12 protein-coding genes are annotated in these 13,154 nt (G+C 63.8%); 6 read left to right on the top strand and 6 right to left on the bottom strand.

The features are described from left to right. Positions 1–69 precede the first annotated feature (69 nt). Positions 70–1,284 carry a mandelate racemase/muconate lactonizing enzyme family protein gene (locus ACXJMY_RS34500; protein WP_456623818.1) on the top strand — a complete coding sequence of 405 codons (1,215 nt, stop codon included), beginning with the start codon at positions 70–72 and terminating at the stop codon, positions 1,282–1,284. A 6-nt stretch (positions 1,285–1,290) separates the two neighbouring features. On the opposite strand, the gene ACXJMY_RS34495 is transcribed toward ACXJMY_RS34500, so the two are convergent. From ACXJMY_RS34495 to rocF, 4 genes are all read right to left on the bottom strand, one after another. After that, entirely contained in the window at positions 1,291–1,575 is a 285-nt protein-coding gene (locus tag ACXJMY_RS34495) for a hypothetical protein (RefSeq protein WP_456623817.1), read from the bottom strand. A gap of 115 nt (positions 1,576–1,690) precedes the next feature. Next, complete coding sequence (locus tag ACXJMY_RS34490; protein WP_456623816.1) at positions 1,691–2,233, bottom strand: c-type cytochrome; 543 nt, start codon at positions 2,231–2,233, stop codon at positions 1,691–1,693. After that, positions 2,220–3,491, bottom strand: a complete 1,272-nt coding sequence (soxC, locus tag ACXJMY_RS34485; RefSeq protein ID WP_456623815.1) for a sulfite dehydrogenase — start codon at positions 3,489–3,491, stop codon at positions 2,220–2,222. Before soxC ends, ACXJMY_RS34490 begins: the two co-directional genes overlap by 14 nt. A 164-nt stretch (positions 3,492–3,655) precedes the next feature. Next, a complete protein-coding gene (gene rocF / locus ACXJMY_RS34480) occupies positions 3,656–4,633 on the bottom strand; it encodes an arginase (protein WP_456623814.1) in 978 nt (325 codons plus the stop codon). A 269-nt stretch (positions 4,634–4,902) separates the two neighbouring features. On the opposite strand from rocF, the gene ACXJMY_RS34475 reads away from it, so the two are divergent. Beyond that, the gene (locus ACXJMY_RS34475) at positions 4,903–5,163 is read left to right on the top strand and encodes a hypothetical protein (RefSeq protein WP_456623813.1); all 261 of its coding nucleotides are present in this window, start codon (positions 4,903–4,905) and stop codon (positions 5,161–5,163) included. 27 nt (positions 5,164–5,190) lie between these two features. Here ACXJMY_RS34475 and ACXJMY_RS34470 read toward each other — a convergent pair whose 3' ends face one another. Next, complete coding sequence (locus ACXJMY_RS34470) at positions 5,191–7,932, bottom strand: EAL domain-containing protein (protein WP_456623812.1); 2,742 nt, start codon at positions 7,930–7,932, stop codon at positions 5,191–5,193. A 62-nt stretch (positions 7,933–7,994) separates the two neighbouring features. After that, a complete protein-coding gene (locus tag ACXJMY_RS34465; protein WP_456623811.1) occupies positions 7,995–9,212 on the bottom strand; it encodes a FecR family protein in 1,218 nt (405 codons plus the stop codon). A 130-nt stretch (positions 9,213–9,342) separates the two neighbouring features. Here ACXJMY_RS34465 and ACXJMY_RS34460 point away from each other — a divergent pair, with 130 nt between their 5' ends. The 4 genes from ACXJMY_RS34460 to ACXJMY_RS34445 all read left to right on the top strand — a co-directional run. After that, positions 9,343–11,139, top strand: a complete 1,797-nt coding sequence (locus ACXJMY_RS34460; RefSeq protein WP_456623810.1) for a ShlB/FhaC/HecB family hemolysin secretion/activation protein — start codon at positions 9,343–9,345, stop codon at positions 11,137–11,139. 150 nt (positions 11,140–11,289) lie between these two features. Continuing rightward, positions 11,290–12,120: an alpha/beta fold hydrolase gene (locus ACXJMY_RS34455; protein ID WP_456623809.1), complete on the top strand. Its 831-nt coding sequence runs from the start codon at positions 11,290–11,292 to the stop codon at positions 12,118–12,120. Positions 12,121–12,530: 410 nt separating this feature from the next. Next, positions 12,531–12,842: a c-type cytochrome gene (locus tag ACXJMY_RS34450; RefSeq protein ID WP_456623808.1), complete on the top strand. Its 312-nt coding sequence runs from the start codon at positions 12,531–12,533 to the stop codon at positions 12,840–12,842. Positions 12,843–12,981: 139 nt separating this feature from the next. Beyond that, positions 12,982–13,154, top strand: a 173-nt coding sequence (locus ACXJMY_RS34445; protein WP_456623835.1) for a transposase, incomplete at its 3' end; no start/stop codon positions are given.

The raw sequence follows: 13,154 nt of genomic DNA, 5'->3' as shown, positions 1-13,154 counted from the left end.
GGCCGGGGCCGGGCTTGCGGACCCGGACCACAAGAAAAAACAACGCCCGGCCGGGCGACAGGGAGCGACATGACAAATTCATCAAGAGCAACAAGCCTCGAAATCCTCGCCTGCGATGCCGGGTGGAGAAACTACCATTTCGTCAAGCTGACGACGGAAGACGGCATCGTCGGATGGAGCGAGTTCGACGAAGGCTTTGGTTCGCCCGGCGTCGGCGCCGCGATACAGCGCCTGTCCGCCCGCGTTATCGGGCAGAACGTCTTCCAGCACGAACGCATTTACGCCGAACTGTTCGCGGCCACGCGTCCAGCCGCCGGCGGCGTCGTGGCGCAGGCGCTCGGCGCGATCGAGAATGCGTTGGTCGATGCCAAGGCGAAGTGCCTTGGCGTCCCCTGCTACGAGCTCCTTGGCGGCAAGATCCGCGACCGCGTCCGGGTCTACTGGTCGCACTGCGCCACCTGGCGGATCAATCATCCGTCCTGGTACAAGCCGCCGATCGAAAGCCTCGATGGCGTCAAGGCCATGGGGCGCGAGGTGCGCGAGAAGAAGTTTTCGGCGCTGAAGACCAACATCTTCTCCTATGACGATGGCAAGCCGACCGGCTGGCGGCCCGGCTTCGGCTCACCCTTCGTCCCCGAGATCAACGTCGACCGCAAGATTCTGCACGACCTGCACATGCATCTGGAGGCGATCCGCGACGGCGCAGGACCCGACGTCGACATCATGCTCGACTGCAACTTCAACGCCAAGACCGAAGGCTACCTGAAGATCCTGCGAACCATCGCCGACCTCGACATGTTCTGGGTCGAGATCGACAGCTTCAATCCCGAAGCACTCGGCTACATCCGAAGGCAGAGCCCGCACCCGATCTCGTCCTGCGAGACGCTACTGGGCTTGCGTGAGTTCCTGCCCTATTTTCGCGAACAGGCGATGGACGTCGCGATCATCGACACGCCTTGGAACGGCGTTTGGCAATCGATGAAGATTGCCGCTGCCGCGGAAGCCTTCGAGGTCAACGTCGCGCCGCACAATTTCTACGGCCACCTCTGCTCGATGATGAACGCGCATTTCTGCGCCGCCGTGCCGAACCTTCGCATCATGGAGATTGACATCGATCGCCTCGCCTGGGACCGCGAGCTGTTCACACATGAGCCGGAGATCCAGAATGGGCATCTGGTCATTCCGGATCGCCCCGGCTGGGGCACAGAGCCGAACGAGGAAGCGCTGCGCGCGCATCCGCCGAAGACAAGCGGCGGACTTCTCAACTACGGCCGCAAGAGTTGACGCGGACTACGGCGTTACCGGATTGACGGTCGGGGACGTTTTCGGCCCCGGTCGCTCCGGCTCGACCGGCGATTTAGGCTCGGTGGGAAGCACCTTCGCGCCTACGGCGTGCGCGGCCTCGCCCGTCGTCGCATACATCGCGACATGAGCCGGCTGAGTCTTGGCGCGGTTCCAGGGGCCGTGGTCGACGATCAGCATCGCAGCAATCGTCAAGGCAGCAACAATYATCGCGATCACGCCGGGATGACGAAGCGCCGTGGAGATGGAGTTTGCAAAGCGATCAGTTGCCATCGAAGGATCCGCACTTTTTTCCTCTCGCAGGTTAATTCATTTGCGTCCCGCGAGTTCCACCTCTTGCTGAAGCAAGTTCCGAGCCAAGTGCGGGGAACTCGATTGCTGTTGCCGTTCACTTTCTCACGTCCGGGCGCGCGTCGCCGACAAACCGATCACGGTTCGGCATTTTGATGGCCGCAAGCGATTTTGCATCGAGCGTCGCGTCCGCTCCCACCAACCCGTTCAGGTTCAGGATGTAGGCGGACACCGCATAAACGTCGTCGTCGCTCAGCGACTGCGGCGCGTTCTGCGGCATGGCTCGTCGGATGTAGTCGAACAGCGTCGTCGCATAGGGCCAAAAGCTGCCGACAGTGCGGATCGGCCTGGCCGTCCCGATCGTGCCTTGCCCGCCGGCAAGCCGGTCACCCAAACCACCCTCGCCCTTCTCGCCATGGCAAGAGGCACATTGCTGGGCGAACACATCGCGTCCGTGGCCAACCGAACCGCTCCCCTGCGGCAGATTGCTGCCGTCGCGTCCGATATCGATGTTCCAGCCGGCGATCTCGGCCGAAGTTGCCGGCCGTCCGATGCCGTAGGGACTTTGCGCCAGCGCAGCACCGGCCCCCGCACACAGAACGGTTGCGAATGCGATACCGCAAATCTCACGCAAGCGCATTGGTCACCTCGCCGTCAGCCGCGATGCGCCAGGGCCAGATCGCATTGTTGTGGTAGAAATAATTCTCGCCGCGCACCGCGAGCAACTCGGCGAGCGTCGGCTGCATATAGCCGGTCTCGTCGATGGCGCGACTCTGGATCACGGCGGGCTTGCCGTCCCATCGCCACGGCAGGCGAAAGCGTGTCAAGGCACGCGTCAGCACCGGCTCCTGCAATCGCGTCTCCTGCCAGCTCTTGCCGTCATCGACCGACACTTCGACGCGCGCGATCTTGCCATGCCCGCTCCAGGCGATGCCGGTGATCTCGTGGAAACCGGGCGCGCTCAGACTCTGACCGCCAGAGGGACGCGTGATGATCGACTTCGCTTCCATGTAGAAGGAAAATTCGCGCGCCGTGCCATCCGGTAGGAGATCGGTATATTTCGAGGTTTCCTCGCGTGAATAGACGGGCTCCGCGGTCACGTGCAGACGCCGCAGCCACTTCACGCTCATATTGCCTTCGAAGCCCGGCAGGAACAGCCGCAGCGGATAGCCCTGCTGAGGACGCAGTCGCTCGCCGTTCTGGCTGTAGACCAGCATGGCGTCCTCCAGACATTTCTCAATCGGGATGCTGCGCGTCAACGCGGCAGCGTCGGCGCCTTCCGCGACCACCCATTTTGCTCCGGGCTTCAAGCCGGCCTCCTGAAGCACGAGCTTCAGACTGACGCCGGTCCATTCCGCACAACTCAGCAGCCCCACGAGGTCCGATGCCGTCTTGCCGTAAGGCTTGCTGTAACCGGGATTGCCCGAACATTCGAGAAAATGGATCCGCGACTCCGACGGAAAACGCCGCAAATCGTCCAGCGAGAAAATCAGAGGACGCTCGACGAGGCCATGAAGCATCAGCCGGTGCTGCGCCGGATCGATGGTCGGAACGCCGCCGTGATGCCGTTCGTAGAACAACCCGTTCGGCGTGATGATGCCATCGAGCTCCTGCAACGGCGTCCGGCCCGAGGCGGAAATATACTGCTTGAGAGTTTTCGAGATGTTCTTGACGACGCCCTTCTCGAACGGCGAGGGCGCGCCATAAGGCTGGCTTCCCGTCGGCTCGCCCGGCGCCTTCATCCATTCGGGAATGTTGGGCGGAAGGTTGTCCGTCTCAGCGGCGGCCGATGCACCTGCGCTCAAAACCACCCCGCCCGCGGCTGCGGCGCCATTGCGCAGAAACCGACGGCGCGTAGTCGTCATGGAATCATCGTCAGAGTTCGTCGTGCTGCTCATTGCGGGCCCTCGGCTGGCGCTGAGCCCGCATGAAACCTTCCGCGACGCGCATTTGCAATTCGCACCTCTTTCAAAAGCAGGCGATTCCGATCAAGACTGATCTAAATCCGCCTGCCGCGAGAGCAGTTTCTTTCTTTGCAGCGCACAAAATCCGCGTGCCCGATTCACTCGCCCAGCGCGATCGCGTTGCTGGGCGTGGGCCGGTCGGCGATCTGCTGGCCGAACAGGCTGCCGATCAGCTCGACCGCAGTGCGCGCGGTCCGGCCGCGTTCGTCCAGGAACGGATTGAGCTCGACAATGTCGACCGATCCCACCAGCCCGGAATCGTGCAAGAGCTCCATAATCAGGTGCGCCTCGCGATAGGTCGCTCCGCCCGGCACCGTCGTGCCGACGCCCGGCGCGACGCAGGGATCGAGGAAATCGACGTCGAAGCTGACATGTAGCACTCCGTCGCTCGCCCTGACCCGCTCGATGACGCGCCGGATCAGTACGGCAACACCGAACTCGTCGATCTGGCGCATGTCCGCAACCCTGATCTGGCGGGCGCGCATCAAGTCCTTTTCGAGCTTGTCGATCGAGCGTATGCCGAACAGATCGAGCCGGTCGGGCTCGATCGAGGCACGGGGGTCATCGCCCAGCAAGCCGTCGAGGCCCGGCTCGCCGCACAGGAACGCCGCCGACATGCCGTGCATGTTGGCGGTGATCGTCGTCTCCGGTGTGTTGTAATCGGCATGCGCGTCCAGCCAGAGCACGAACAGCTCGCGTCGGCGCTCCTGCCAATGGCGCGCCATCGCATTGACCGAACCCATCGACAGCGTGTGATCGCCGCCAAGAAAGATCGGGATCGCGCCGGTCTTGGCGATCTCATAGCCACGACGACTCAGGACGCGCGTCCAGCGCTGGATTTCCCGGTAGTGATTGGCCTTGTCGGGCGGTCTGTCGGCCAGGTCCTTGACCTCGGCGACGGAGAGATCGCCGTAGTCGGCGACCTCGAAGTCCAGGCTCTCGAGCAGCGTCGCAAGGCCGGCGGTACGCAGCGCCGCCGGGCCCATCAGGGTACCGCGCTGCGAGGCCCCCATATCGATGGGAGCGCCGAGCAAGGCGATGCGCCGGGCTCGATCCGGCATGGTCCGATCGGTCACGGCAGTCTCCTGACATCCACAAGGTCGTGCCAGACTAACAGAGATTCGTAGCCGTCGTTTCACCGGTATTTCCCGGTGAAAAAGACCGCGCGAGACCCGTCCCGGAACAAAATCCCTCGCGCCGCATTTTCACTGCAAGGCCGGCACCCGCCGTACATCACGGCGCCTGTCGCGGATAGCCAAAGGTCTTCGGACCCGCTAACAAGCGCTCGCGCGGATAGCCAAAGGTGCCGGCCTCATTCACTTCGTCAGGAGCGGAGTTCACGAACTTGAACACGGAAATTCCGCAGTCCACGTCCCAGCCCGGAATGGCCGAGCGCGCCATCGACGCCGCGACAGACGTCTCCCATACGATCGGTGAGGTCGCGGGAGGCTTGCACGCCGCCGTCGACCGCTTGACGTCTGTCATCGACGAAGCTCGAAAGCCGGGTAAACCGCTCGCGACGGTCGCCGCAATCACACGCGAAGCGCCGCTCGCCAGTCTGTTCGTCGCGTTCCTGTTCGGCGTTGCCATCGCCCGCCGGCGTTAGCGATCTAAGCCGGCGTGATCGAGTCTGCTAGGCAGCGGTGACGGACTCGGGCTGCGTCAGGAACTGACGTTCGAAGGCATCCGCAGGCATCGGTCGACCGAAGAAATAACCCTGCCCCTCCTCGCATCCCATGCTGACCAGGAAGTCGGCCGTAGCACGGTTCTCGATACCCTCGGCCACGACGGTGAGCCCGAGCTGCTTGCTGAGGCCGATGGTCGAGCCGACGATCGCAGCGTCGTCGGAATCGGCGAGCAGGTCGAACACGAACGACCTGTCGATCTTGAGCCCGTCGAGCGGGAATTTCTTCAGATAGCTCAGGCTGGCGTAGCCCGTGCCGAAATCGTCGAACAGGACGCGGACGCCGAGCTCCTGGATCCGCTTGAACATGTCGAGCACGCGACTTTCGTCGTGCAGCAGGATGTCCTCGGTGACTTCGAGTTCCAGCAGCGACGGCGTGAGCCCGGTCGCCTCGAGCAATGCCGCAACTGCCTGCGCGAGATCGCCGGAGTGGAGCTGCGAGGGTGACAGGTTGATCGCCACGCGCACGCTGTTGCCGGACCGCTCCCAAATCCGCGCCTGCCGGCAGGCGGTCTCCATCACCCAGTTCGCGATGCGCTCGGACAGCGCCGAAGTATTGACGACCGGCATGAACTCTCCCGGCGATACATAGCCACGCGCAGGATGCTTCCAGCGGATGAGCGCCTCCGCCCCGACCAGACTCCCGTTGGTGAGGCGAACCTGAGGCTGATAGAACAGCTCGAACTCGCCGCGATCCGCGGCAAGCGCAAGCTCGCTCTCCAGCGTCAGCCTGCTCTCCAGCTCCTGCCTGATGTTGCTTTCGAAGATCACATGGCCGCCGCGCCGGGTCGCCTTCGCCCTAGAGAGCGCCAGGTGCCCGTTGCTGAGGAGATCGTCCGCGCCGTCCCCTCCTTCCGGATAGACCGCGACGCCGACGCTGATCCTGACACGGTGCTGTCTCGCACCTGTCGCGAGCGGCGCTTCGAATGCGCGCGCGACGCGCTCGGCGAACTCGGCAGCCGATTCGCTGTTCCCCGCGCAATCGACCGCGATGGCGAACTCGTCACCGCTGAGTCGAGCGACGATCGCCTCCGTTCCCGCCTCGGCCCGCAGGCGTGCGGCGACCGCCCGCAGCACGAGGTCGCCGGCCGAATGTCCGAGCATGTCGTTGATCCGCTGGAAGCCGTCGAGCCCGAGCACGAGCAGCGCGACCTCGGAAGACCGCCGTTCCGCCGCGGCGATCAGATCGGCGAGCCCCGCATGCAGCGTATTGCGGTTGGCAAGACCTGTCAGCGCGTCATATTCGGCAAGATATCTGACGCGCTCCGCCTCGCGCTTGCGCACGGAGATGTCGCGCAGGATCGCGCCATACTGAAAGCCATCCGTTCCCTGCCAGCCCGAGAAACTCGCCTCGACGGGAAAGGTTTCGCCGTTCTTGCGCCGGCCTTCGAACTCGACGACGACGGCTCCGCCGGGGACCAGCAGCGCCTGGCGTGCCGCGTCGCGTATGGCGAAGGGCCTCGCGCTGCCATCGGTCGGACTCGTGCAGAGGATTTCAAACGGACGCCCGATCATCTCGGCCGGCATGTAGCCGAAGATCGCGCTGGCCCCCGGATTCCACACCGTGATGCGATGATCCTCGTCGGTACAGACCAGGCCGTCGCCGAGCGACATCGCGATACGGTGAAAGCGGCTCTCGGCAATGCGCCCCAAGAGGCTGCGGAAATCGATCTCGTCGAGCGCAATCGCCGTCAGGTAAGCGACGATGGCGATATGGAATAGCGACGTGTCGACGACGAGCGGCCACCTTGCCTGCACCAGCGCTGCGACCAGTTCCACCACCGCCCCGGCGACAATGAGGATCGCGACGCGGAGACCCGGCGTGAGGCGGCGCCACGAAGACATCATCAGCAGGCAGATCAGGCCGAGGCCGAGCATCATGCCGACATCGGATGTCCAGCGCAGCGTCCGATGCTGGAGAATCGATTCCGCCGCAAGCGCCTGAAGGACAGGCCCCGAGACAATGCCGCCATTAGGCACGCTGAACCTGTCGCCGAGCTCGAGCGCGGTGGCTCCGACGATGATCTTCTTGCCCTTCAGCGCGGCCAGGGCCGTGGCATCGCCACGCAACACGTCGGCATAGGAGACGCGCGGAATGGAGGCCGCGCGGATGCTGAAGTCGATCAGGAAAGGCGGTCGCTGATTGGCGTCTTGTCCGGCCAGCACGACGGCCATCGACGGCATCAAGGCGTCGCCGAGCTTTTCGCCGAACGGATAGCGCCGGACGAGTCCGTCGGATTCGACCGCTACATTGACGACGGCCGGCCAAGACTGATTACCGAAAGACTTCAATGGGCGGTTGATGTGAGCCGCGCCACCGTTCGGCCCCGGCTGCTTGAAAGACGGCAGGACCGTCGAGCCGCCAACGTCCCGAAGCGCCTTGACGAAGGCCTCGTCGGATGCCGGATCCGACGGCGTGCTGAAATCGACGTCGAAGGCTATGTCCTGCACGCCGGCGCTTTCGAGCCGTTGCAATAGTTCGGCATGGAGCCGGCGCGGCCACGGCCACACCCCGATCCGGTCGATCGAGGGTGCGTCGATGGCCACCACGGCGATGCCGCCGCTAGCCGCACGCGATTGCCAGGCGAACCGCAGATCGGTGAGCGCATTGCGCAGCGAAGCATGCCATCCCGTCGACAGCACGATCGCCAGCGCGATCACAACCAGAATATGCGGCCGATAACGTTTCACCTTGCTCCCCTGCACAGGCGGCGGATGCCGCGGAGTGCTCCCCTTATGTCGACGGCGCGGTCCTAGCGATGGCCTCTGCCCCACCACCAACCGTAGTGATGACCACGATTGCCACCATTTCCGTTGTTGTCGTTGCCGTTGTTGCCAGTATTGCCGGTACCGTTACCTCCATTGCCGGTGGCGCCGGTCCCGCTGCTTCCGGTCGCCGGGCTTCCGCCCGACACATCGCTGGTCGAGCCGGAAGTCGCAACGGTGGTCGTGCTTGACGACGACGTCGCTGTGCTGGTCGCGGGCGCGCTGCTGCTCACGGTGACTGCCGTTACGTTGGAGCTGTTGGCAGTCGTTGTCGTGCTTGCCTTCGCGTCGCTCCACACCGTATCGGTGGCGGCGCTGGCGTTCGCGTTGCGGACCCGTCCCGGCGCGACGGCACCGTGCGCCAGCCCGTGTGTGACCTTGTGGAAGTTCAATTTGACCTCGCCGAGCGAGCTCGATATGCGCACGACACCGGTCTTGGGCGCCTGGGCTCCGCTCGCCTGATGCGACTGCGCCGGCGCACCGGCCGCCTTGGACCCCTTGTCGATCGGGCCAAGCGCATGGATCGCATGGCCGGTCGCCGCATTGCGCGGAGCCGACAGGCCAGATTTCGGCACGGGAATCCGCTCGATCGTCGAGGCGCGCGGCTTGCCTTGCTCGATCGGATTGAAGCTCCGGGCACCGCTCAGGCTGAGACCGGGCTTGCCGTGCTCGAAGGCGGTGGCCGCTTGTCCCGGCATGACCTGTGCGATCTGGCCCGTCTTGAAGTCGGAGACTTCCACCTGGCCGCGGATCACGCCGACCTTGGTGCTGCCCGCATTCACGGTGACGCTGAACTGCGTTCCCTTGACCACGGCGGCGAGATAGGGCGTCTCGACCTCGAAATGCTTGACGTTGCGCTTCTCGACCTCGAGCAGGATCGAACCCGCTCGCTGGATGATGGTGGTCGAGAGCCCCTCCTTCTTCTCGGCCGGCAAGCCGACCACCGAGTTGGGAGAGATCAGTATCGTTTCCTCGCCGCGGACAAGCAGCACGCGGCCGTTTCGTCCGGTGCGTATGGTATCGCCAGACTTGAGCGTCCCGTCCTCAGTCAACGACACTTGCTGCGCGCCGTTGGCCGCAACCCAGACCTCGCCCGAGGACTTGCTGACCGACCAGACGCCATCCTCCGCAGCGGATGCACCGGAAGCCGTTCCCAGGATCAGCGCCGCCATCAAGGCGCGCCGCAGGCCAATTCTTCCGAACATGACGATCCTCAGTCTGCGTTACAGCGAGACCTGGGGCGTAACTGAAATGACTCAACATAGAATTAGCCGGAACCGGTAAGTCCCGCTGTCGCATTAACCTTTCATTGACCATAAAAAACTATGAAAAATCATGCGGCTAACGAACCCTTACCGTCTCCGACGGACTTCTCCGTCGAACTACGGAGAGCGGCCTGCGCAAGGTCTGGCCGGATGGTATTTGGCTGCCGCCTGCGCGCTGCTGGCGCCAACGCTTGCGGGAATTCCGCAGGCACTCGCGCAGCAGGCGAACCAGCCTGGGTTCGATCCGCGTCAGCCCGAAAAATATTTTGAGAACCAGTCCGAGCAAGAATCGCTCAACCGGCCTCCGGTCAAGCTGCCATCGGTCGATCAACCCAACACCGGCGGTGACACCAAGCCGCAATTCGTGCTGCGCGGCGTCAGCGTCAGCGGCGCCCATGCCGTGTCCCGCGATCGCATCGCCGCACTCTATCAGACCTATCTCGGCAAGAAGGTCTCGCAGGCCGACCTAGCCGCGATCGCCGGCGCGATCAGCGAGCTCTACCGCGCCGAGGGATTCCATCTGAGCCGGGCTATCGTGCCGCCGCAGGACATCGCCGACGGCCGCGTCCATATCCGTGTCGTCGAAGGCGCCATCGTGCAGACCGAGCTGAAGGGTGACGGCGCTGAGCAGTTCGGCGTCCGGCCGATGCTCGGGCCCGTTCTGGCCGAGCAGCCGTCGCGCCTGGCAACGCTGGAACGCCAGCTCTTCCTCATCAACGGCAGGCCGGGCGTCCGGATCACCGATACCGCGCTGGAAGAGATCGGCGGCCCGACCGGCCGCTTTCGCCTCACCGTCTATCTGAAGACCTGGCACGTCTTCACCTCGTTCGGTCTGGACAATCTCGGATCATCGTCGGTCGGCCCGTGGCAGACCTACGCTACCGGCGCCTTCAACTCCTACCTCACACCGGGTGACACGCTGGCGGTCAACCTGTCGACCATTGCCAACGATCCGCGCGAGCTTGGCTTCGCGCGGTTGTCCTACGATGCGCCGGTCGGCGTCGACGGCGTGCGTCTGGGCGCTTCCGTCCTGTACAGTGCGGTCCGGCCGGGCGACGCCCGGCGTCTCGACAGCGACATCACCACGACCGAGGCCTTCGAGGTGCGGGCGAGCACTGTGCCCTTCATGTCGCAATGGTCGGCGCTGACGCTCACGCTGGCCGCAACCGCCAGCAACGTGTCGGAACACGATCTCTACGGTCCCTGGTACAATGACCACATCAGGACCGCGAGCCTGACCGCCGACTACCGGCTCCAGGATCGCTTCGGCGGCACCAACTTCGCGACGCTCACCTATCGCCAGGGCCTCGACGTCTTCGGCGCCTCGCAGTTCGACGACGATCTCCTGTCGCGCGAGGGCGCCTCCTCCAACTTCTCGGTGCTGAACCTCTGGTTCACGCGCTACCAGACGTTCAACGACGCCTGGTCGCTCAAGATCTCGGCTGCGAGCCAGACGGCGTCACGGCCGCTGTTCACCTCGCAGCAATTCTATCTCGGCGGCGCGGCCTTCGGCCGCGGCTATGGCGCGGCCGAGATCAGTGGCGACAACGGTCTTGCCGGCTCGCTCGAGCTGCGCTTCGACCAGAAGCTCAATTTCCGCTACTGGAGCGGTTATCAGCTCTACGCTTTCGGCGACGCCGGTGCGGTCTGGAACGACGGTTACCGCCTCAGCGATGGCCTGTCGCTCACGTCGGCCGGCGCCGGCGTGCGGCTCTTCCTGTGGGATGATCTCCAGGCCGATTTCGGCGTCGCCGTGCCCTTGAGCTACCGGGCCCCGGACAATGAGCGCCGCAGCCCACGCTTTCTGTTTACGCTCGCGAGCGCCTTCCGGCTCTGTCCCGAGCACGGCAAGGCCGGCTGCCTTTAGCCGCGAGCTGTTCGCGCAGCGCGTCCGCATGTGGCCCTTTTGGGACGCTCCTCACAGGTTTGCCGAAATTTAATCCATGCCGTGCTCACGGTCGCTCGATCTGCGGGGGCGCAATATCTATTTTCAGACGAAAGTGATCGGGACGGAACCATGAAGAGGGTGTTTGCAATTCTGGCTTTTCTCTGCGTCCTTGGGGTTGGCCAATATTTCGTCGTCAGCAAGTTCGCGATCCGCCATGACACGCAGACATGGTTTGACGCCTCGCGCCAGCGGCCGGTGGAGGTCGAGGTCGCGGTGCGGCGCGACTACGAGACCAAGGCCAATCTCGGCCTCTGGAAGCTTCCGCTCGCCATCATCAGCAACGGCAACACCGTCAAGGCCACCGAGTACTCCTTCCTCGCCAACGTGCTTGCCGCACGCGGCTATCTCGTTGCCAGCATCCAGCAGGACCTGCCGAGCGATCCGCCGCTGATGACCCATGTCGGCCAGCCCTATGTCGGCCGGCGCGAGGTCTACATTCGCTGCGAGGCGAACATCCTGTTCGTGCTCGGCGAACTGAAGAAGCGGCAGGAGAATGCCGATTACGACCACGTCACCCTCGTTGGTCATTCCAACGGCGGCGACGTCTCCATGTATGTCGCCCACCAGCATCCCGAACTGGTCTCCAAAGTGATCACGCTCGACAATCTGCGAGTGCCTTTCGTGCTCAGCGACAACATGAAGATCCTGTCGTTCCGCTCCAAGGATCCACATTTCATGACAGACCCCGGCGTGCTCCCGACGCCGGAAGAGGCCAAGGCGCGCGGCATCGATATCGTCCATACCGGCGCGCAGCATACGGAGATGAGCGATCGCGGTCCCGACTCGGTCAAGGAGAAGATCCAGGCCGCGCTCGACCGCTTCCTGCGCGACAGCGCCAGCAGCTCGCTCGCGCCGGCCGATACGAGAAGCCCGATGATCATGAACCCCGGCGACTACTGAGCATGATCCGGACCCGAAGGGCCGCGTCAGCGCAAGGTGCGAAGCGGTTTTCCCCAGCTACAAACGCGGAACGCGTTTGCGCGGAGATCATACTCAAACGACAACCTGAAGCGCGATGATGCCTTATCCTCCTCTCATCGCGCTTTAGCCGGGAGAGCCTTGCGGCAGATCAAGGCAGCTTCGACCCGGCTACGATACAAGGGGCCTCACACCCTCGGAGAGGCACGTGTCGCACTATTCCGAAAGCCTTGGCCCGCCCGCGACAAGGATACCGGGCCCCGTCCGTCATCTGTATCGCTCGGTCCGCCGGCTGCTGCGGGCGATCATCGCTCGCATCGATCTCTCGCAATTTCCGGGATCGTGCTGCGGGTGAGCAATGCGGCCGCAAGCGAATGCGTAAGGGCTACCTGATGCGCTTGAGACAAATTGGCCTGCTGCTTGTCGTGGCATCAAGCCTCGGCGCTTCGTCGGCATCCGCCGCCGACGCCAATCACGGCGCCGACCTCGCCAGGCGCTGGTGCGCAAGCTGCCACGTCGTGGCGGACGGCCAGACGCAGGCCAGCGCAGACGTGCCTTCCTTTGTGTCCGTCGCGCGCAGGCCGGAGTTCAGTCCGGAGAGGCTCGCCTTCTTCCTGCTCGACCCGCATCCGAAGATGCCGAACTTTCCCTTGAGCCGGACCGAAGCCAGCGACATTGCGGCCTATATCGGATCGCTGCGCTAAAGCATGATCGGGAAAAACAGCAGCCTGAAGCGCGATGATGTTTCATCCTCATCCTGTCACGCTCTAGGGTCTGTACTCAATAGGGATTCCATCTGAAATTAGTTTGTGATTCAAGCATCTCAGCGGAAGGGAGGCTTGAATGGCAAAGCAGGTCTACTGGCTCAGCGATGCGGAATGGCGGCGGGTTGAGCCGTTGTTGCCGCGAGGGCGCAAGGGAGCCCATCGGGTCGATGATCGACGCGTGATCAGCGGCATCGTGCACATGCTGAAATCTGGCTCGCGCTGGCGCGATTGCCCGGAAGTCTATGGCCC

The sequence above is a fragment of the Bradyrhizobium sp. P5_C12 genome (genome assembly GCF_054049735.1).
The sequence above is the reverse complement of the archived record's forward strand: the minus strand, read 5'-3'. Positions and strand labels throughout refer to the sequence as shown.

Excerpts from the sequence above, each read along its gene's own strand:
- ACXJMY_RS34500 (WP_456623818.1), top strand. The coding sequence starts at position 70 with ATGACAAATTCATCAAGAGCAACAAGCCTCGAAATCCTCGCCTGCGAT.
- ACXJMY_RS34490 (WP_456623816.1), bottom strand. The coding sequence starts at position 2,233 with ATGCGCTTGCGTGAGATTTGCGGTATCGCATTCGCAACCGTTCTGTGT.
- soxC (WP_456623815.1), bottom strand. The coding sequence starts at position 3,491 with ATGAGCAGCACGACGAACTCTGACGATGATTCCATGACGACTACGCGC.
- ACXJMY_RS34465 (WP_456623811.1), bottom strand. The coding sequence starts at position 9,212 with ATGTTCGGAAGAATTGGCCTGCGGCGCGCCTTGATGGCGGCGCTGATC.
- ACXJMY_RS34460 (WP_456623810.1), top strand. The coding sequence starts at position 9,343 with ATGCGGCTAACGAACCCTTACCGTCTCCGACGGACTTCTCCGTCGAAC.
- ACXJMY_RS34455 (WP_456623809.1), top strand. The coding sequence starts at position 11,290 with ATGAAGAGGGTGTTTGCAATTCTGGCTTTTCTCTGCGTCCTTGGGGTT.
- ACXJMY_RS34450 (WP_456623808.1), top strand. The coding sequence starts at position 12,531 with ATGCGCTTGAGACAAATTGGCCTGCTGCTTGTCGTGGCATCAAGCCTC.